Source organism: Arthrobacter sp. zg-Y877 (genome assembly GCF_030373105.1).
Lineage (GTDB): Bacteria > Actinomycetota > Actinomycetes > Actinomycetales > Micrococcaceae > Arthrobacter_B.
The window spans coordinates 263,914-283,306 of sequence record NZ_JAUCPU010000001.1 but is presented as its reverse complement, the minus strand read 5'-3'; the positions used below and the strand labels follow the sequence as shown (position 1 = coordinate 283,306).

19 protein-coding genes are annotated in these 19,393 nt (G+C 65.0%); 3 read left to right on the top strand and 16 right to left on the bottom strand.

Annotated elements, in window-relative coordinates; translation table 11 throughout:
• Nucleotides 1-5: 5 nt before the first annotated feature.
• The 8 genes from lgt to hisI all read right to left on the bottom strand — a co-directional run bounded on the left by lgt (nt 6) and on the right by hisI (nt 7,234).
• Nucleotides 6-1,040, bottom strand: a complete 1,035-nt coding sequence (lgt, locus tag QNO03_RS01355) for a prolipoprotein diacylglyceryl transferase (protein ID WP_229947947.1) — start codon at nt 1,038-1,040, stop codon at nt 6-8.
• On the bottom strand, nt 1,037-1,846 hold the full coding sequence (gene trpA, locus QNO03_RS01350) for a tryptophan synthase subunit alpha (protein WP_289601468.1): 810 nt from the start codon (nt 1,844-1,846) through the stop codon (nt 1,037-1,039). Before trpA ends, lgt begins: the two co-directional genes overlap by 4 nt.
• Nucleotides 1,843-3,201: a tryptophan synthase subunit beta gene (gene trpB / locus QNO03_RS01345; RefSeq protein WP_289601466.1), complete on the bottom strand. Its 1,359-nt coding sequence runs from the start codon at nt 3,199-3,201 to the stop codon at nt 1,843-1,845. Before trpB ends, trpA begins: the two co-directional genes overlap by 4 nt.
• A gap of 65 nt (nt 3,202-3,266) precedes the next feature.
• Nucleotides 3,267-4,103 (bottom strand): indole-3-glycerol phosphate synthase TrpC, encoded by an 837-nt coding sequence (gene trpC, locus QNO03_RS01340; protein WP_289601465.1) that lies wholly within the window; start codon nt 4,101-4,103, stop codon nt 3,267-3,269.
• The gene (locus tag QNO03_RS01335) at nt 4,104-4,394 is read right to left on the bottom strand and encodes an HGxxPAAW family protein (RefSeq protein ID WP_229947941.1); all 291 of its coding nucleotides are present in this window, start codon (nt 4,392-4,394) and stop codon (nt 4,104-4,106) included.
• A 110-nt stretch (nt 4,395-4,504) separates the two neighbouring features.
• A complete protein-coding gene (locus tag QNO03_RS01330) occupies nt 4,505-5,215 on the bottom strand; it encodes a Trp biosynthesis-associated membrane protein (RefSeq protein WP_289601464.1) in 711 nt (236 codons plus the stop codon).
• The gene (locus QNO03_RS01325) at nt 5,212-6,813 is read right to left on the bottom strand and encodes an anthranilate synthase component I (RefSeq protein WP_289601463.1); all 1,602 of its coding nucleotides are present in this window, start codon (nt 6,811-6,813) and stop codon (nt 5,212-5,214) included. Before QNO03_RS01325 ends, QNO03_RS01330 begins: the two co-directional genes overlap by 4 nt.
• Nucleotides 6,814-6,853: 40 nt before the next feature.
• Nucleotides 6,854-7,234, bottom strand: coding sequence for a phosphoribosyl-AMP cyclohydrolase (gene hisI / locus QNO03_RS01320; RefSeq protein ID WP_229947938.1), 381 nt, complete (start codon nt 7,232-7,234; stop codon nt 6,854-6,856).
• A 100-nt stretch (nt 7,235-7,334) separates the two neighbouring features.
• Between hisI and QNO03_RS01315 the strand changes: the two genes are divergently transcribed.
• Nucleotides 7,335-7,979 (top strand): TIGR03085 family metal-binding protein, encoded by a 645-nt coding sequence (locus QNO03_RS01315; RefSeq protein WP_229948005.1) that lies wholly within the window; start codon nt 7,335-7,337, stop codon nt 7,977-7,979.
• A gap of 184 nt (nt 7,980-8,163) precedes the next feature.
• Here the strand turns inward: QNO03_RS01315 and QNO03_RS01310 are convergent, their stop codons facing one another.
• From QNO03_RS01310 to QNO03_RS01300, 3 genes are all read right to left on the bottom strand, one after another.
• Nucleotides 8,164-9,183: a DUF808 domain-containing protein gene (locus tag QNO03_RS01310; RefSeq protein WP_289601461.1), complete on the bottom strand. Its 1,020-nt coding sequence runs from the start codon at nt 9,181-9,183 to the stop codon at nt 8,164-8,166.
• Between the two features lie 236 nt (nt 9,184-9,419).
• The gene (locus QNO03_RS01305; protein WP_289601460.1) at nt 9,420-10,460 is read right to left on the bottom strand and encodes an NAD(P)-dependent alcohol dehydrogenase; all 1,041 of its coding nucleotides are present in this window, start codon (nt 10,458-10,460) and stop codon (nt 9,420-9,422) included.
• Nucleotides 10,461-10,569: 109 nt separating this feature from the next.
• Nucleotides 10,570-11,763, bottom strand: coding sequence for an MFS transporter (locus tag QNO03_RS01300; RefSeq protein ID WP_289601458.1), 1,194 nt, complete (start codon nt 11,761-11,763; stop codon nt 10,570-10,572).
• A gap of 126 nt (nt 11,764-11,889) precedes the next feature.
• Here QNO03_RS01300 and QNO03_RS01295 point away from each other — a divergent pair, with 126 nt between their 5' ends.
• Nucleotides 11,890-12,390 (top strand): hypothetical protein, encoded by a 501-nt coding sequence (locus tag QNO03_RS01295; protein WP_289602035.1) that lies wholly within the window; start codon nt 11,890-11,892, stop codon nt 12,388-12,390.
• 225 nt (nt 12,391-12,615) lie between these two features.
• The gene (locus QNO03_RS01290; protein ID WP_289601457.1) at nt 12,616-16,020 is read left to right on the top strand and encodes a hypothetical protein; all 3,405 of its coding nucleotides are present in this window, start codon (nt 12,616-12,618) and stop codon (nt 16,018-16,020) included.
• A 377-nt stretch (nt 16,021-16,397) separates the two neighbouring features.
• Here QNO03_RS01290 and QNO03_RS01285 read toward each other — a convergent pair whose 3' ends face one another.
• The 5 genes from QNO03_RS01285 to QNO03_RS01265 all read right to left on the bottom strand — a co-directional run bounded on the left by QNO03_RS01285 (nt 16,398) and on the right by QNO03_RS01265 (nt 19,361).
• Complete coding sequence (locus QNO03_RS01285; protein WP_289601455.1) at nt 16,398-16,778, bottom strand: hypothetical protein; 381 nt, start codon at nt 16,776-16,778, stop codon at nt 16,398-16,400.
• Complete coding sequence (locus QNO03_RS01280) at nt 16,775-17,260, bottom strand: GNAT family N-acetyltransferase (protein ID WP_289601454.1); 486 nt, start codon at nt 17,258-17,260, stop codon at nt 16,775-16,777. Before QNO03_RS01280 ends, QNO03_RS01285 begins: the two co-directional genes overlap by 4 nt.
• Nucleotides 17,261-17,375: 115 nt before the next feature.
• A complete protein-coding gene (gene hisF / locus QNO03_RS01275) occupies nt 17,376-18,146 on the bottom strand; it encodes an imidazole glycerol phosphate synthase subunit HisF (protein ID WP_289601453.1) in 771 nt (256 codons plus the stop codon).
• Between the two features lie 12 nt (nt 18,147-18,158).
• Nucleotides 18,159-19,001, bottom strand: a complete 843-nt coding sequence (gene hisG / locus QNO03_RS01270) for an ATP phosphoribosyltransferase (RefSeq protein WP_289601452.1) — start codon at nt 18,999-19,001, stop codon at nt 18,159-18,161.
• 96 nt (nt 19,002-19,097) lie between these two features.
• Nucleotides 19,098-19,361: a phosphoribosyl-ATP diphosphatase gene (locus QNO03_RS01265; RefSeq protein WP_152218540.1), complete on the bottom strand. Its 264-nt coding sequence runs from the start codon at nt 19,359-19,361 to the stop codon at nt 19,098-19,100.
• Nucleotides 19,362-19,393 lie beyond the last annotated feature (32 nt).

The following is a 19,393-nucleotide window of genomic DNA, read 5'->3' as shown; positions in this document are numbered from 1 at the left end:
GAGGGTCAGGCAGAGGGTCCGTTGTGTTTGGACCGGTCGGGGACGGAATCCCCGGTTTTTGTCTCTGCGAGATTAGCACGCACCGGGCGTTCAGTTGATGCAGATTCCGCATTTCCGGCTTGTGTTTCGTTCTTGTTATCCGCGGTGGTAATACCGCTTTCCGGTGCGGGTTCGTGGCCCGGGAGGTAAAGCGAACCCTCCCCGCCCTTGCGGGCCTTCAAAGTCAGGTAAATGAAGATCGCCACGGAGGCAACCAGGATCAGCAGGCTGGTCCACACATTGAGGCGTTGTGTGACGCCGAGCAGCGTAATCATTTCGGCGTCGTCAATGCGCAGCAGCTCGATCCAGAGCCGGCCGGCGGTGTAGTACGCGGCGTAGATCCAGAACAGGCGCCCGCCGCGGAGCCGGAACCGGCGGTCCAGGAGCAGGAGCAGGGCGACGCCGGCGAGGTTCCACAGCGACTCGTAGAGGAATGTGGGGTGGAAGGTGGTTCCGGGGGCGGCGCCTTCGGGGAAGTTCGCGTTGTCCGCGTCGATTTCCAGGCCCCAGGGTTGGTCCGTCTCGGAGCCGAAGAGTTCCTGGTTGAACCAGTTGCCCCAGCGGCCCACGGCCTGGGCCAGGAGCAGGCCGGGGGCACCGGCGTCGGCGAAGGTGGAGAGCTTGATGCCGGCACGGCGGCAGCCGATCCAGGCGCCCACGGCGCCGAGGGCCACCGCGCCCCAGATTCCCAGGCCGCCGCGCCAGATCTGCGGAATCAGGGACAGGTCACCGTCCGCACCGAAGTACGCGTCGGGTGAGGAGATGACGTGGTAGAGCCGGCCGCCGATGATGCCGAACGGGATGGCCCAGATGGAAATGTCCCAGACCGCGTCCGCGTCCAGGCCGCGGGCCTTCCAGCGCCGGGCGGTGAGCCACAGGGCCAGCACAATGCCTGCCAGGATGCACAGCGCGTACGCGTGGATGGTCAGCGGACCCAGCGAGAAACTGCTGAAATCGGCAGACGGGCTGGGGATGCTCGCAGGCACCGGGATCAGGTTCATTTGCTGGCTTTCGGGGTTCCGGAACTCAGGTCACGGGTAAGGGCGGCGACGGCGTCCGTGCCGCCGTCGCGCAGGGCCGCCACCAGGGCGGTCCCCACGATAACACCGTCGGCGTAGGCGCCGATCTCGCGGACGTGTTCGGCGCGCGAGACTCCCAGCCCGACGCAGACCCGCTCCGCGCCGGCGGCACGGGCGGAGCTGACCACGTCCTGGGCGGCGTCGCTGACGCTGTCCCGGGCACCGGTGACGCCCATGATCGACACGGCGTAGACAAAGCCGCGGCTGGCGGCGACGGTGCTCTTCATCCGGGCGGGTGTGGAGGACGGAGCCACGAGGAACACGCGGTCCAGGCCGTACTTGTCGGAGGCCTCCAGCCACTCGGAGGCTTCATCCGGAACCAGGTCCGGGGTGATCAGTCCGGCTCCCCCGGCTTCGGCCAGGCGGCGGGAGAATTCGTCCACGCCCATCCGCACCACGGGGTTCCAGTAGGTCATGACGAGTACAGCTGCGTCGGTGGCGGCGGTGATGCCGGCGACGACGTCGAACACCTGGGCTACGCGGAAGCCGTCCGCGAGGGCCTGGGTGGTGGCGGCCTGGATCACGGCGCCGTCCATCACCGGGTCGGAATACGGGATGCCGATTTCGATCAGGTCCGCACCGTTTTCCGCCAGGGCGATGCCGGCGGCGATGGTGGCTTCGACGGTGGGGTATCCGGCGGGCAGGTAGCCGATCAGTGCGGCACGGCCTTCGGCGGCCGCCCGGTCAATGGCGGCCGCGGACTTGCTCTGCGGTCCCTCGGTGCTCACAGCTGTTCCCCTTCTTTGCCGATCTCGGCTTCGGCTGAACGCTCGTCCAGCAGGTTGAACCATTCGGCGGCGGTTGCCACGTCCTTGTCGCCGCGTCCGGAGAGGTTCACCAGCACGATCTTTTCGGAAACATTTCCGTCGGAGCCGGCCTCGGCGGCCAGCCGCTGCCCCACCTTGATGGCACCGGCAAGGGCGTGGGCGGACTCGATCGCGGGGATGATGCCTTCGGTGCGGCACAGCAGCTGGAAGGCGTCCATCGCTTCCGCGTCGGTGATCGGCTCGTAGCCGACCCGGCCGATGTCCGCCAGGTGCGCGTGTTCGGGTCCGACGCCGGGGTAGTCCAGGCCTGCGGAAATGGAATGCGACTCGATGGTCTGGCCGTCGTCGTCCTGCATCAGGTAGGACCGGGCGCCGTGCAGCACGCCGGGCCGGCCCAGGGTGATGGTCGCTGCGTGGCGGCCCGTTTCGACGCCGTCGCCGCCGGCCTCGAAGCCGTAGATCTTCACAGACGGATCGTCCAGGAAGCCGTGGAAGATGCCGATGGCGTTGGAACCGCCGCCGATGCAGGCACAGACTGCGTCGGGCAGCCTGCCGGCCTGGTCCAGCATCTGCGCGCGGGCCTCTTCGCCGATCACTTCATGGAAGTAGCGGACCATGGCCGGGAACGGGTGGGCGCCGGCGGCGGTGCCGAGCAGGTAGTGGGTGTTGTCCACGTTGGCCACCCAGTCCCGCAGCGCCTCGTTGATGGCGTCCTTGAGTGTCTGCGAACCGTTGGTCACCGGGATGACCTTTGCGCCGAGCAGTTCCATCCGGGCGACGTTGAGGGCCTGCCGACGGCAGTCTTCGGCGCCCATGTAGACCACGCATTCCAGTCCGAGCAGGGCCGCGGCGGTGGCGCTGGCCACGCCGTGCTGGCCGGCGCCGGTCTCGGCAATCACGCGGGTCTTGCCCATGCGCTTGGCCAGCAGGGCCTGGCCCAGGACGTTGTTGATCTTGTGCGAGCCGGTGTGGTTGAGGTCTTCCCGCTTGAGGAAGATCCGCACTCCTCCCGCGTGCTCGGAGAAACGCTTGGCCTCGGTCAGCAGGGACGGGCGGCCGGAGTAGTTCTTGTTGAGGTCGGCCACCTGGGCAGTGAACTCAGGATCGGCCTTGGCCTTCTCGAAAGTGTCTTCCAGCTCGTCCAGTGCCGCGATCAGGGACTCGGGCATCCACCGGCCGCCGTATTCGCCGAAGTACGGACCGGCGGCGTGCCGCAGGGAGGCGTCTCCCCCGTTCAGGAACGCCTCGGTGACGCTGCCGCTTCCGGTTTCCGCGGCAGCACCGGCTGCCTGTGCCTGTTCCGACTTGCCGATCATGGGCTTTGTGTCCTGTCCTGCTTGAGCCCGGGCCGTTCCTGCCCGGGCAGGGAGTGTGCTGGAGGTCAGCCTGCGCCGTTGTGCCGTGCGCGGGCGGCAATCGCCTTGGCGCCGACGGCGGTGAACTCGCCGATGGTTTCAGCCGGAGAAGCGTGCTTCACGAGGGCCTCGCCCACAAGTACGGCGTTGGCTCCGTGCGAGGCGTAATGCTCGACGTCGGCGGCGTCGCGGACACCGGATTCGGCAACCACCACGGGGCCTGCGGGAATGCCGCCGGCAAGCGAAGCGAAAACCGAGCGGTCGACGTCGAGCGTCTTGAGGTTGCGGACGTTGATGCCGATGATGCGTGCGCCCAGGGCAACTGCCCGGTCCACTTCTTCGGCGGTGTGCGTCTCTACGAGGGCATTCATGCCCAGGTCATGTGTGAGGTCCAGGAACCGACGCAGCTGTCCGTCGTCCAGTGCCGCGGCGATGAGCAGGATCAGGTCGGCGCCGTGGGCACGTGCTTCCCAGATCTGGTACTCGTCAACGGTGAAGTCCTTGCGCAGCACGGGGATGTCCACGGCGGCGCGGACGGCGTCGAGGTCCGCCAGGGACCCCTTAAACCGGCGCTGTTCGGTGAGGACGCTGATGACGGCGGCTCCCCCGCGTGCATAGGCGGCTGCAAGGGAGGCGGGGTCGGCGATGTCGGCGAGTTCCCCCTTGGAGGGGCTGCTGCGCTTGACCTCGGCGATCACGCCCAGCCCGGTGCGCACCTCAGCAGTTCCACCCAGCGCCGCATAGGCGTCGAGCGGTGCCGGTGCCTGCTGCGCCTGCTGGCGGACCTGCTCAAACGACACACTTTGCCGGCGTTCGGAGAGATCCTCCCGGACGCCGGCAATGATGTCGTCGAGAACGCTCACTCAGTGGCTGCTGTTCTTCAGCTTCGATCCGTTGACGCCGTAGCCTGCCTTGCGCATGATGAAGCCGACCAGCAGGCCGATCAGCATCACGGCAATGCCGGCAAAGAAGCCGATGTAGCTGGCCATAACGTAGGCAACGGAAGACACTGCGGCGCCGACAATCATAATCAGCACGCAGGTCCAGGCTGCGGGGGTGTTGCCGTGCCCGATGGTTTCATCGTGGATGCTGGCGTGGCTTTCGCCCTCGTTTTCCTGGCCGGCTTCCAGGTGCTGTTCGGTGTTTGTGCTCATGGTGAATCTCCTCTTAACGAATCTGGTTTCCATTCTGCCATTACTGGACGGAAACCCTTTCACATATTGCGCCGGGTGTTCGGCGGAATGTGCTGGCTTTGTGGGTGAACCTACTTGTGGTCGGTGGGATCTTCGCCGCGGGTCAACCGGTCCCAGCTGTCGATTTCGTCAATCGGGGGGCCTGCTGCCGGCTTCTTGCCGGCGTCGGTGGTGCCTGCGGTGCCGGTCGCTGCGGCAGCGCCGGGGGTTCCGGCGTCGGGGGTTCCGGCGTCGGGGGTTCCGGCGTCACTGGAGTCGGAGTCCGGCGTGCCGGCCTCGGCGGTCGGAGCGTAGCGGCGCGACGTCGTCCAGTACCGCCCTGCCAGCGCGAGCCAGATACCGGCGAGGGCGATCAGGATGCCGGCCACCAGGGCGGCGTAGGGCATGGGAGTCAGCTCCGCCACGGTGCCTTCCGCGGAGCTGACGCCGATGGCCTTGCCGATGGCCCCGGCGGCTCCCTGGAGCGGGTCGCTGATGATCCGGTAGCTGGCGGTAGCAACGCCAACGCCGGCCACCACGATGATGACGGCGATGATCCAGCGGGCAATACGCCCGGCGATGGCAGCGGCCAGGGCGGCGGCCACGCCCACCACGGCAAACGCGGTGACCGCGGTGGCGGCATCGCTGCCCGAGACGGCGACGTCCGGGGTTGCCACGGTCGCGGCGGGCAGGGTGACGTTCAGCCAGGTGCGGGTGGTGGTGCCGAAGGCCAGGGCCGCCAGCAGGACGGTCCCCATGATGACTGTTGCCTTGCGGCCCCAGCGGGGGGTGGTGGTGCTCACTTGTCTGCTTCCTGTGGGGTGGTGCCGGCGGCGTTGGTGGTGCCCGCAATAGTGGTGCCGGCCGCCGTGACTGTCTCCAGCGCGGCGGCGAGAAGGGCTGCGCGCAGCGGTGCGGCCGCCTTGTTGACGGTTTCCTGCGCCTCGGCTTCGAGGTCTGAATCGTTGACGATGCCGCCGCCGGCCTGGACATAGGCCTTGCCGTCGCGCAGCAGGGCGGACCGGATGGCGATGGCCATGTCCATGTCGCCGGCGAAGTCGAGGTAGCCCACTACCCCGCCGTAAATGCCGCGGCGGTGCGGTTCCACCTCGTCAAGCAGGCGCAGGGCACGGGGCTTCGGCGCGCCGGAGAGTGTGCCGGCCGGGAACGTTGCGGCCAGCACGTCATAGGCCGTGGCGGCGTCCGCCAGCCGGCCGACGACGGTGGAGACCAGGTGCATGATGTGGCTGAAGCGCTCCACCTCCATGAACTGGGTGACGTCGATGCTGCCGGGCCGGCAGACCTTGGAGAGGTCGTTGCGGGCCAGGTCCACCAGCATCAGGTGCTCGGCCCGTTCCTTTTCATCCTCCAGCAGCTCCTCGGCCAGTGCCCGGTCCAGTTCGGAGGTCTTGCCGCGCGGACGGGAGCCGGCAATCGGGTGCGTGATCACGTCGCGGCCGGTGACGGTCACGAGGGCCTCCGGGGAGGAGCCGACCACGTTGAACGGGTTGCCGTGCGCGTCCTCGAAGTTGAAGAGGTACATGTATGGGCTGGGATTGGTGGTGCGCAGTATCCGGTAGACGTCCAGTGCTTCGGCCCGGCATTCGGCCTCGAAGCGCCGGGAGATGACCACCTGGAACACCTCACCGTCCACGATCGCCTGCTTGCCTCGCTGGACGGCGCGGGTGTATTCGGGCTTGGGCCAGCTTTCCTTCACGTTCGCGGAAACGTCGACAGTGGTACCCGGGGCCAGCACGGAAACGGCCTGCGGCGTGGGGGCTGCGAGCCGGCCAAGCATCGAGCGGACGCGGGCGACGGCGTCGTGCCAGGCCTCATCCACGCGCTCGTCGGAGCCGTCGAAGTTGATGGCGTTGGCCACGAGGGTGACGGTGCCGTCGCTGTTGTCGTGGATGGCCATGTCGGAAACCAGGTTCATGGCGATCTCGGGCAGGTCCAGGTCATCGGCGGGCGGGTTGGGCAGCTTCTCCCAGTGCCGGACCGTTTCCCAGCCGACAAAGCCGACCATGCCGGAGGTGAACGGGGGCAGCTCCTCGAACCGTTCGGTGGCCAGCAGGTCCACCGTGCGGGACAGTGCCTCCACCGGGCTGCCGTCCAGCGGCACACCGACAGGCGGGGAGCCGAGCCAGTGCGCCTGCCCGTCGAGCGTGGTCAAGGTGGCCCGGGAGCGGGCACCGATAAAGGAGTAGCGGGACCAGACGCCGCCGGACGCCGCCGACTCCATCAGGAAGGTTCCGGGCTCGCCGTTGGTGAGCTTGCGGTAAATGCCGATGGGCGTGTGGGCGTCGGCCAGCACGGTGAGGCGTACGGGGATCACCCGGCGGTCGGCCGCGAGGGCCCGGAACTCGTCGAGGCCGGGGCGGATGCTTCCTAGATCCTGCATGTTCGTCCTGCTTCTCCCCTGCGGGTTGGAGGGTGGATTTTCACTCGGCGCCGACGACGGCGGCCAGGTCGCGGCCATCGAAGCAGGTCCGGGTGCCGGTATGGCAGGCCGCGCCTACCTGGTCGACGCGGACCAGCAGGGCGTCGCCGTCGCAGTCCACCGCCACGGACTTCACCCACTGCACGTGCCCGGAGGTGTCCCCCTTACGCCAGTATTCCTGCCGTGAGCGGGACCAGAAGGTCACCCGGCCCGTGGTCAGGGTACGGTGCAGGGCTTCATCGTCCATCCACCCGAGCATCAGCACCTCATTGGTGTCGTACTGCTGGACGACGGCGGCCACCAGCCCGGCGTCGTCGCGCTTGAGCGAGGCGGCAAGCTCGGGATCGAGGTGCGGATTCTGGGGGGAAGGTGTGGGAAGCATCGCTACCGATTCTACTGCCCGGCGCTAAGTCGCATCCGCTCGTGTGATTTCGGGCTGTTGGACCGCAAAAACAGGGGGTTCCGTGCTAGTTTCAGCAGTGATGCATTATGTAGAACCGTCCCGTGAAGTCCTGGCCGAAACGTTACTCGCAGCCGGACCCCATGCGCCCACGCTTTGCGAGGGGTGGCAGACCAAGGAGCTCGCAGCTCACCTGTACCTGCGCGAGCACCGGATGGGTGCTGCCCTCGGCACGTTCATCAAGCCGCTGGCCTCCCGAACGGACAAGGCCCTGGCGGAGCTGGCGCAGAAAGCGTCCACCACGGAAAGCTACAACAAGCTGGTCCGCGCGTTCCGTGCCGGTCCGCCCCGCTTCTCCCCCATGCACCTGAAACAGGTGGACAACAGCGCCAACCTCAGCGAGTACTTTGTGCACACCGAGGACATCCGCCGGGCCTCGGACCGCTGGGCTCCGCGGGCGCTGGATTCCGACTACTCCGATGCGTTGTGGGCCGAGCTGATCAAACGTGCCGCCATCCTGTACCGCGGCGTGGACCTGGGCATTGTGCTGGTCCGGCCGGACGGCCCCCGGCATGTGGCCAAGCGCGCTCCGGTGTCGGTGGCCATTGTGGGCGAACCCTGCGAGCTGCTGCTGCACGCCCACGGCCGCACCAAGCATGCGCTGGTGATGTACGAGGGCCAGCCGGACGCCGTCGCGCTGCTGGAAAGCGCCGAGATCGGGCTGTAGGTTTTTCTCTCTTTTGAAAGGGCGTTCCGCTTTGCGGGGCGCCCTTCCTGCTTCCCGGGCCAGTTGCATGGGCTGTAGCCCGGATCCGGGTAGACGCCGCAACAACAAAGGGCGCCCCACCAAAATGGTGGAGCGCCCTTATTTTGAAACGGTGGACTTAGATACCTGAGGTCGAAGTCCGGGGTTAGCCTGCGGGGTCGACGTCGGGTTTCCCCGAACTGTGCCCGGCTGCTGCCGCCCTGGCCTCACCGTCTTCATGTCCGTCCTTCTTGCCGAACGGCAGGACCTTCTTCAGCGGGTGCAGAACGGCCATAACAACCAGCCCCCACGCCAGTCCCACCACTGCCGAGCAGAGCGTGTTGACGAGCCAGCCGAGGAAACCGCCCACAACAGCAATACCGGCTACCGGATGTTCAAGGGCGTGGACCAGGTCGTACGGTGCGTGCCAGCCGAGGTCGGAGACACCGACGAGCATGATGTGCCCGCCCACCCACAGCATGGCGACGGTTCCGACCAAGGTGATGGCTGTCAGCACGGCGGGCATGCCCTTCACCAGCAGTCCGCCGAGGCGCTGGGAGCCTGCCGATTCCTTCCTGGCGAGATGCAGGCCGATGTCGTCCATTTTGACGATCAGCCCCACGGCCCCGTACACGAGGATGGTGATCGCAATGGCCACGACCACGAGGATGGCCGCCCGGACCCAGATGGATGCATCACCCACCTCGTTCATGGAGATGACCATGATCTCGCAGGACAGGATGAAGTCGGTGGTGATGGCTCCCTTGACCACCTTGGACTCGGCGTCGGGCCCCCGCTCTACCGCCGGCGCCTCCTTGTCCTCGTGGTGGCCGAAGAACTTGTGCCAGACCTTCTCCGCGCCCTCGTAGCAGAGGTATGTGCCGCCCAGCATAAGAATGAACGGGATCACTCCCGGAATGAAGGCGCTGATCAGCAGCAGTGCCGGCAGGATGATCAGCAGCTTGTTCCGGAGCGAACCCCAGAAGATGCGTTTGATCATCGGCAGTTCACGGGACGGGTCGGCACCGGAGACGTACTGCGGGGTTACGGCGGCATCATCGATGACGACGCCGGCGGCCTTGGCTCCCGCTTTCGCGGCGCCCGCCGCGATGTCGTCCACCGAGGCGGCGGCTATGCGCGCCAGCGCAGCGACGTCGTCCAGCAGGGCGACGAGCCCGCCGCTCACAGTGCGGCTCCATGCTGGTGTGGGACGGGCAGGTGCTCACGGAGGGCGCCCCTCAGGCGCAGAATTGGCATGTGCCCAATTATAAGCGGGCAGTGACGACGGCGGTTTACGCCGGCTTTACGCGGATGGTGTTTCCTCCGGGACAGCACCCCCGTTGCTCGCACCAAACCTGGCTACACCTTAACGCAGAAAACGCCCCGCCAAACGGCGGGGCGCCTCTGCTGTCATCTAACGGATTAGATAGTCACCGCGTCAATGACGAACCGGTAGCGGACGTCGGACTTCAGCACACGCTCGTAAGCGGTGTTGATTTCCTCGGCCTTGATCAGCTCAATCTCCGGCGCAATATTGTGTTCGGCGCAGAAGTCCAGCATTTCCTGGGTTTCGCGGATGCCGCCGATGTTGGAGGCGGCGTAGGAGCGCCGCTTGCTCATCAGGGTGAACACGGAGATCGGCAGGGCCTCGGGCGGAGCACCCACGCTGACCATGGTGCCGTCCAGGCGCAGCAGCGACAGGTACTGCTGCAGGTCGATCGGGGCGCTGACCGTGTTGATGATCAGGTCGAAGGTGTTCGCGAGCTTCTCGAAGGTGCTCTCGTCGCTGGTGGCGTAGTAGTGCTCGGCACCGAAACGCAGGCCGTCTTCCTGCTTGCTCAGCGTCTGGGACAGCACGGTGACCTCGGCGCCCATGGCCACGGCGATCTTCACGGCCATGTGGCCGAGTCCGCCCATGCCGACGACGGCGACCCGCTTGCCCGGTCCCGCATTCCAGTGTGCGAGGGGCGAGTAGGTGGTGATGCCGGCGCAGAGCAGCGGAGCGGCTGCTTCATACGGGATGCTCTCCGGAACGCGGAGCACGAAGCCGTCATTGACCACTACGGAGGTGGCGTAGCCGCCCTGCGTGATGGTGCCGTCGCGGTCCTTGCTGGCGTAGGTGCCGACGTTGCCGTTCAGGCAGTAGTTCTCCATACCCGCCTGGCAGTTTTCGCATTCGCCGCAGGAGTTGACCATGCAGCCCACACCTACGCGGTCGCCGACCTTGTGGGTGGTGACTTCGGTGCCGACCTCGGCAACGGTGCCCACGATTTCGTGGCCGACAACCTGCGGGTACGCGATGGGTCCCCATTCGCCGCGGACGGTGTGGATGTCCGAGTGGCAGACACCGGCGTAGGCAATATCGATGAGGACGTCATGCGGGCCGGCCTCGCGGCGTTCGATCGTGGTGGGAACCAGCGGATCGGTGGCGGAGGTGGCTGCGTAAGCGCGTGCGGTGGTCATAAATCTCCAAGCTGTGGGGGAACAGTGCCGTAGGGCACTAAAGGTACAAGGCGGCACCGGCGTCGTTTATTTCCTGACGGGGGCGACGACGTCGGCGGAAGGGGCCCGGCTAGCCCGCCACCGGGGCGGTCCGGGTGCCCAGCCGCCGGTAGATGACGCCGATAACTCCGCAGGCCAGGTAGGCCGCGCCGGTGCACAGCCACCCGGCCAGGAAGCCGCCGGAGTACTGCAGCAGCAGGCCCATGGCCAGCGGTCCCAGCGCGAACCCGGAGTACATGCCCAGCGATACGGCTCCGGACGCTGCGCCCACCCGTTCCCGGGGCACCTCCCGGAGCACTCCGGCCATCACCACCACGTTCACGCCCAGCACGGAGGCGCCGTGGAAGACGACGCCGGCCCACAGCAGCGCGGGCGCCCCGGTCTGCCCCGCCGCAAGGAGCAGGGCCGCACCGCAGACCGCACCGGCGGCCAGGATGAGCAGCAGCGTGGAGGCGCGGACGCCGTCGGCCATCCGCCGTCCCCAGAGCACCCGCGAGCCCACGCCGACGACGCCGGCTGCCGCGGCGGTGGCGCCGCCCATCAGCAGCGAGAAACCGATCTCCCGCTGGGCGAACAGCGGCAGGTAGACGTTGGTGGCCTGCATGCCGGCTCCGGAAAACAGGGCGAAGGCTGCCAGCAGCCAGACCGGGGCGGGGAATTTCCGGTCCACGGATCCGCGGGGGTTTTCCGCTGCCGGGAGCCGTGGTTCGGCGGGAAGCCGGTGCCACGCGTAGGCGAGCAGCAGGCCCAGGACCAGGGCCGCGCCGACGGCGGCTCCGCGCCATCCGGCGACTAGGGCGGCTGCCGGGAAGAAGAGGCTGGAGAACAGCTGGCTGGCCTGCACTCCGGACTGCTTGACCCCCATCCAGCCGGGCCGTTTGCCCGGTTCCACCGCGTTGATGATGATCCGGTTGGTGGTGGGATTTGAGATGGCCTGAGCCGGGCCCGAAAGCAGGACGGCGGCCAGCAGCCACAGGTAGTTCCCAGACAGGGCCGTGCAGCACAGGGCCAGGGCCGTGCCGCCGAAGATGAGCAGCAGCTGGGACCGGGTGCTGATGCGGTCGCTCAGCCGTCCCAGCCACATGGACGCCACCGCGGCGCCCGCGAAGCAGGTGGCGGCGAGCAGGCCGAACTGCGCCTCGCTGATCCCCAGGTCCGCCATGATCAGCGTGCTGGTGGCGGAGAGCCCGTAGTTCATGACCGGGCCGGCGCCCATGGCGCAGACCAGGACAAACAGCAGGCCGGGGCCGGCGGTGGAGCGCACGCGTTTTCCTTTCGAGAAGCAACAGGGACCATTGTGGCCCTTGAACGCGAAAGTTACCGAGTACGACAGTCGGGCCACCCGGATATCATTGGTGGGCACCCGCCCCACTTTGATGCAAGGAACCCGATCCCGTTGAACAAGAAATCACTCAAGGATGACGGCTTCACCGGTTTCCGGCCCATCGACGGTCTGGACATCAACCGGATCCCGCAGCGTCAGGGCATTTTCGCCGTGCTGCGGCCCGAGGGGTTCGAACCGCGGTTCCTCAAGGAAAGCACGGCCGGGGTGTTCAAAAAGAAGAAGCCAACCCTGTCCCGGGATGAGCTCGCCGCCGAGTGGGTGGCGGATGCCGATGTGCTGTTTCTCGGCAAGGCCAGCGCCGGCAGCCAGGGCAACCGCGGCCTGCGACGGCAGATCTCCGAATTCGTGGACTTCGGCAGGGGAAAGCCGCCGGGGCACTGGGACGGCCGGCTGATCTGGCAGCTGCTCGATGCAGAGGATCTTCTGGTGGCGTGGAAGGAACTGCCGCCCGACGCGCTCAACCCGGCCCTCGCAAAGTACCAGGCGGAGTTTGTCCGTTTATACGGCAGGCTCCCCTTCGCCAATCTCGTCCCGGCCCGCGGTTAGGTTCTGTTGGCGTTGCTGGGGTGACGTTGAGCCTCGGCCAGCGCATCAGAGCCGCCAGGCAACGCTTGATCCGGAATTCGCCCCGGCCGTTCGCGGCTCCCTCATCCCCCAAAAATCTCGATCGTTGCACTTGTCTTGGGCTGGCTTACATCTTTCGTTGAGCGGACTCAGCACGTATTCTCGGGCTGTCTGAAGCACCGCAGTGATCTACATTCGGAGAACGCAATGGTGGATCCACTCAGCCCAGCAACGCCCACTGGTTCGCCTGCGCACGCTTATGCGAGCCACAAGGCCCGTGCCGCCGGCATCGCGAGACAATTCGCCTTCGATCACCCTTTGGCGGACGTCATCGGACCGGCCGACGAAAACAGGGCCGTCACGCTGATCGCCCACTTACACGCGGTCTCTGTCGATCCAGACTTCTCTCCGAGAGGGATATCGAGCGCATTGGAGGCGCCCAAGAGACTGCGCAGCCTCAGACTTAAAAACGATGGACGAGTGGGTACTACTGGGGCGAGCACCGACCGTGACTATGACATGACGCTTAAAGGACTCGTACCCCTCCTATACCGCTATCCACATCTGCTGGACGGGCAGACGGATGAACCCGGCTCGGGAGTCCATTACATCTTCGAAAACCTCATACCGGACCACATGTTTGGCGGCCATAACCCTGATATTGAGATCGTGGAACAATCGATTCTGAATATCGACACCCCGGAGTCCGAAAACCACCTCCTAATGATCGAGAGCAGCAGGTACCTATTCAACGAGCTGCGATATGACGGCGATCCCAACGAGCGCTTCGATAATAGGAGGAACGGGCTTCAGGACTGGTTGCTTGGATTCATCCAAGGGATCGCTATGCACGATTTTCTTGAGTTCAATTCGATTCCGTACACCCGACTCTCTATTCATGCCCTATTAAATCTTTATGAGTTCGCGCGCAGCGATGACGATGTGCGAACTGCTGCACAAATTATCCTGGATTACGCTACTACCAAGTTCGCCCTCTCTAGCAGCCGTTCTCGCCGGGTGATGCCGTTCCGGCGTCAGCAGCACCGAATAAATCACCGTTCAAATGCCGCGAACGAACTTTACTCAGACCGCAGTGATCCTATGACCGGATTCTTCCTGGCATACGCGGGCATGGTAAGTGCAGAGTCGCAGGCGAATGAGGGTCATAACTATGGTGTGCCTGATCGGCTTCCCCCGTGGCCACTGTTCAATGCGGTCATAGCTGGAACCGGGGCATACCGTCCGCCCGTGGCCGCATACGAGATTGCCCTTAACCGTGGGCTGCTTCCGGCGTTTCATCGCTTTTACCACGGAGACCGACCTGTGTTGCCCGCCGGTGAGAAGGCGGAAGGAGGGGTTGAGATTTACTACCATACCCCCGCATTCGTGCTCTCTGCGGGAGGAATGTTTCTTAACAGCGGTTACGGCAGCGATGAGATAACCATAGGCACAAAAAACGCGTGGGAGCAGACTTCCAGGGCACAGGCGACGACCATGATTCCTACCCGCGCCGATGCTCTATTTCATGAGCTCATCAGATTCGAGCCGTATCCCGACCCCCCGGAGGACCCTTGTTTCGTAGAACCAGAGGACGGCGAGCACTACCATACGAAGTCCGTCAACACCGGAGTCCATCGCGGGATCATGGCGGGGTTCAATCTGCGGCCTGCCGAGAAACGCGTGATCCCTGAAGAGTCGACCTCAAGATCGCCGGCTCTTGCGGCCTACAAGGGCGGACTCGCAGCTGCGTGGAAAGGTTCCGGCAACGACCAGCTCAATGTCGCCTGGGTACAAGGCACGGTTAAGTTTGGGCTAGAGGGGGTCGAGGGCATTTTCGCGAAAGTTGTACTTGACGAGTTTACGGATGCTAACCCGGCCCTGGCCGCGAGTGAAGATCAGCTGATACTGGCTTGGAAAGGGTCGGGTAACGATCAACTCAACATCGGACGGTTTGATGGTGACCTTCGTGGACCCGATGGCAAGACGGCTTTTGGCGGCAAGACCGTTCTACCGGCCAGGAGCAAACATGGTCCAGCCTTGGCTGCACACAATGGCCGGGTCTATATGGCATGGGTTGGGAACGGGAACGAACGTATCAATCTTGCGAGAGTTGCCTCATTCAGCGATCCGAACGACGGGCCGATATTCGTTCTGGAAAACCATGTGGTGTTGGGTGAGTTCTCAGATACCTCACCGGCACTGGCGTCAAATAACGGTCACCTCTTCCTGGCGTGGAAGGGGTCGGGCAACGAGAACATCAACGTGGCCGTGTCTGTTGACGACGGCGCCACTTTCCGAGGGAAACTCACTCTGGGTGAAACAACCACCGCGGGTCCCGCCCTAGCTTCGCATGCAACGGATGTGCCGGCGGGCGTAGACGAGTTTGACGGGCTCTACCTAGCGTGGCGTGGGGCGGGAAACGAAAATCTCAACGTTGCCAGAGTGATAGTGACCGAGAACGCACAAGGGGCTGCGATCGAAGGCATCAAGGGTAAAACCATACTGGAGGACATCAGCGAACTTTCACCGGCCCTAGGATCTGCCCATAACCAGCTCTATCTAGCGTGGAAAGGCGAGGGCGACGACCTGCTCAACCTGTACTCCTCGAAGACCGCCACCTTCAGGCCATGGTCAGGATGGAGATTTATTGACTTGGGAGACATCGGTGTTTGGGCCGCTGTCTACCGGACGCCGCCAGATATGCCGCAGGGAACGCAGCCAGCTCCGGACAACATCGCCATTGTCCACGTCGTCGACGCGGACGCGCAGCGGATGCTGGGGAGCAACTTCATGCTGTTCGAGCGCCTGATGCGTTCGAGCAATGAACATCTCCCGGCGCGACTCAAATACGGGGCCACATACGACTTCCATGCGAGCGACGGCGTCACCTATAAGATCCGGTTCCAACCTACGGGCGACAAATACGTCGCCCGCGTGACGGCCGATTATGATGTCTCCGATCGCCTCGACCTGCTCCCGCTCGTTTCAGGCCCATACTTGCAGTCAGAAGACCACAATGGTGTTATCCGTATACGTCACGAAGGCTCACGTGAGCCACTCACATTGCACTACCGCGTTTCATCTGAACCGGAGCGGTCTGACGAGCGGCTGACCGAAAGTGGCGCATGGAGCGACCGTCTCGCCGCCTTCATTGATCTCGCGCTGTGGTATGCCAAGGAAGGTCAGTGCCGCGCCGCAAGGACAGCGTTGGAGGATGCAATCAGACTCTACGACGACCTGCTACGCCTAGACCCCGGCATGTATGGTCCGTTACTCGCTCCGACCGTGATTCGTGCTCTCGGCGCGTTGGGGTTCGACCACTCCGTATCGGATGACACACTGCTCCTATGGCTGGGCGATCCGTCCACGCCTTACCCTGCCACCGCTCAGAAGCTATTGGGGATGTTCGTTCGACTTCGAGAACCCGCCTATCTCGACGTCATAGTCGCTACGTATGAGGGTCTCACAACCTCTCCGCGCACAATGCGGCAGGTGAATGAGGGAATCCTGCGTGATTCGGTGGTCGCCGCGTGGAACGAACGGCATCTCGAGCATGCCACCAGCTTGGAGGAAATCGGATCCTTACTGTGTTCCGTCCCTGAAACGGGGTGAGTCTCAGGGGGCGCGCGCTTGGCAGAGCCATCCTGTTAGCCGGCCCCTCAGCGCAACGCTTAGGAAGTAGCTTCGCTCGGTTATCCTTCACCCGGCATCAGAACGATCGGGATGCCCGGTAGGAACTGTCCCATCTCATCCGAACAGACGGATCGCGGCCTGATCCTCCTGGAAACTGCCATGGAAACCTTCATGATCATCGACTGTGCCTGAGACAACCGCGGACTTATCGAACGTGAGAAGTGCCGCGATGTGTGGGTCAGCCAAAGTGCTGTCGGGGAGAACACAGTTGTCGCCGCCCGTGTCGATCGTGAGATCGCCTCGGCGGGACAACTCTTCCAGGCCATGCTCCCCGCGCCCACAGGCGGGCACCGGGTCTAGAAGTAGGCATCAGGCTCACTCAGGGCAGAGACAACGCCGACGACGACGAACAGGGCCGTGAACAGGGAGAACACCAGAAACGGCCACCACCGCCTCACCCAGGAACCTCCCTGCCGGAATCCCTTGGTCAGGGACAGCGAGAACCCTGCCCACGAAAGGGCTACGACGGCGAAGACTATCAACGTGATCTCCATGCCGCCTTCGTCGCAGCCCGAGCCGTAACCGGTTTCCGGCGTGCACACCATCCGCGACGGGTAGTGGCCCAGAGTCATTCCAAACATCAACGCCGGCAGGGCACAGAGAAGCACCCCTGCCAGAATCAGTCCCGCTGTTCCGGCGCCCTGACGGTCCACCCGTTCCAAGCGCTTATGAGTCACCCCAGCAACGCCCGCTGATCCCCTTCAGCAGGGCTGAGTATTTTGCCGAACAGCACATATTCGCCGTCCTGGCCCGTGGCCTCATAGCCTGCGCCCCGGTAGAGCAGATGGGCCTGGTTGCTTCGGTAAACACCGAGTTCCACAGTGCGGGCTCCGCTGGCGCTGGCCTTCTGCTCGAACGCGTCCAGGAGCAGCCGTCCGAGTCCTTGGCGGCGATGGCTGCCGATGACACTGATCGAGACCAGGGTTGCGCTGTCACCGTCGAGGCTCCACATCACGTACCCGAGCCGGTGCCCATCTGCATCAACACAGAACATCGTGGAGGGAAGGCAGTCGATCCAAAGTTCGAGGTTCTGGTCGAGAACTGTCAGCCACCCCAGGAGCGCATCCGGCTCGATGATCTCCATGTACTCGCGCTCCTGGCGCAGGATGAAAGGCAGATCGCTTACTTCGGCGGGCCGAACGCGTGTTGGCATAGTCATGGACGTGAGCATGCCACATTCATCCGCGCTCACAGCGGAAGACGGGCGCGCTGACGCCCGTCTTCCGCCCTGCAGTCGCAACGTTCGGAATCGCCCGGAGCGGTTCCGGCAGCCGCTAGCGGACGTCGAACCCCGCGTCGCGGATGGCCTGCTTCACCTGGTGGATCGCGTCATCCGGGCCGAAGTGGAACACGGAGGCGGCCAGGACGGCGTCGGCCCCGGCGATCACCGCGGCCGGGAAGTGCTCCGGCTTGCCCGCCCCGCCGGAAGCGATCAGCGGCACGTCAACGGCAGCACGGACGGCCCGGATCATCTCGATGTCGAAGCCCTCACGGGTGCCGTCGGCGTCGATGGAGTTCAGCAGGATCTCCCCCACGCCGCGGTCGGCCGCCTCCTTCGCCCAGGCGACGGCGTCGATCCCGGTCCCGGTGCGCCCGCCGTGGGTGGTGACCTCGAAGCCCGACGGCGTGGCGCCGTCGTGCGTGCGCCGCGCGTCCACGGAGAGCGTCAGCACCTGCGAACCGAAGTGCCGGGTGATTTCGTCGATGACGTCGGGCCGTGCGACGGCGGCGGTGTTGATCGAGGCCTTGTCCGCGCCGTAGCGCAGCAGCCGGTCCACGTCCGCGCTGCTGCGCACTCCCCCGCCAACGGTCAGCGGAATGAAGACCTCTTCGGCGGTGCGGGCGACGACGTCGAACGTGGTGTCGCGGTTGCCGGAGGAGGCGGTGACGTCGAGGAAGGTCAGTTCGTCGGCACCGGCACGGTCATACCGGTGGGCGAGCTCCACCGGATCGCCGGCGTCGCGCAGGCCTTCAAAGTTGATCCCCTTGACGACCCGGCCGGCGTCGACGTCCAGGCAGGGGATGACACGGATGGCAACACTCATGGCGTGTCTCCCCTAGATCCGGCAGGCGTGGATGCTGCTGACCAGGATGGCGCGGGCGCCGATCTCGTAGAGCTCGTCCATGATGCGGTTGGTGTCCGACTTCTTGATCATGGAACGCACCGCCACCCAGTCGCTGTTCTGCAGCGGGGAGACGGTGGGCGATTCCAGGCCCGGGGTCAGCGCGGCGGCCTCGTCCACGAGGTCCTTGCGGACGTCGTAGTCCATCATCACGTACTGCCGGGCGACCAGGACGCCGCGCAGGCGGCGGATCAGCACGTCGACGCCGGCGGGGCTGGCACCCTTGCGGCCGATCAGCACGGCCTCGGACTTCAGGATCGGTTCGCCGAAGATTTCCATCCCGGCGGCCCGCAGGGTGGTGCCGGTTTCGACGACGTCGGCTATCGCGTCCGCGACGCCGAGGCGCACGGAGGATTCCACGGCGCCGTCGAGCCGGACCACGGAGGCGTTGATGCCGCGGTCGGCGAGGTAGGAGCGCAGCAGGCCGTCGTAGCTGGTGGCCAGGCGCTTGCCTTCGAGCTGGTCGATGGAGGAGAAGTCCCCCACCGGGCCGGCGAAGCGGAAGGTGGAGGCGCCGAAGCCGAGGTCCATCAGTTCTTCGGCGTCCACCTGCGCGTCCAGGAACAGGTCGCGGCCGGTGATGCCGACGTCGAGCGTTCCGGCGCCGACGTAGACGGCGATGTCGCGGGGGCGGAGGAAGAAGAATTCGACGTCGTTGTCGGGGTCCACCATGACCAGTTCGCGGGTATCGCGGCGCTGGCGGTAGCCCGCCTCGTTGAGCATGGCGGAGGCGGATTCGGACAGGGAACCCTTGTTGGGTACGGCTACACGGAGCATGGGAGCATCTTTCGCTGGAAGTTCGTCACTGCAAGTTGGTCACTGCATAGGGAGTGGTTCGACCGGCGGGCCACACGCTGATGGGTCAGCGCGCGGCTAGAGATGCTTGTAGACGTCCTGCAGGGTCAGGCCTTTAGCGAGCATCAGGACCTGGAGGTGGTAGAGCAGCTGGGAAATTTCTTCGGCGCATTCGGCATCGGATTCGTATTCGGCGGCCATCCACACTTCGGCGGCCTCCTCAACAACCTTCTTACCGATGCCATGCACGCCCGACTCGAATTCGGCCACGGTGCGTGACCCGGCGGGGCGGTCCTGAACTTTCTGGCTCAGCTCGGCAAAGAGGTCTTCGAAGGTTTTCACAGTGCCAAGGGTACGCTGTGGGGCTGGTTGGG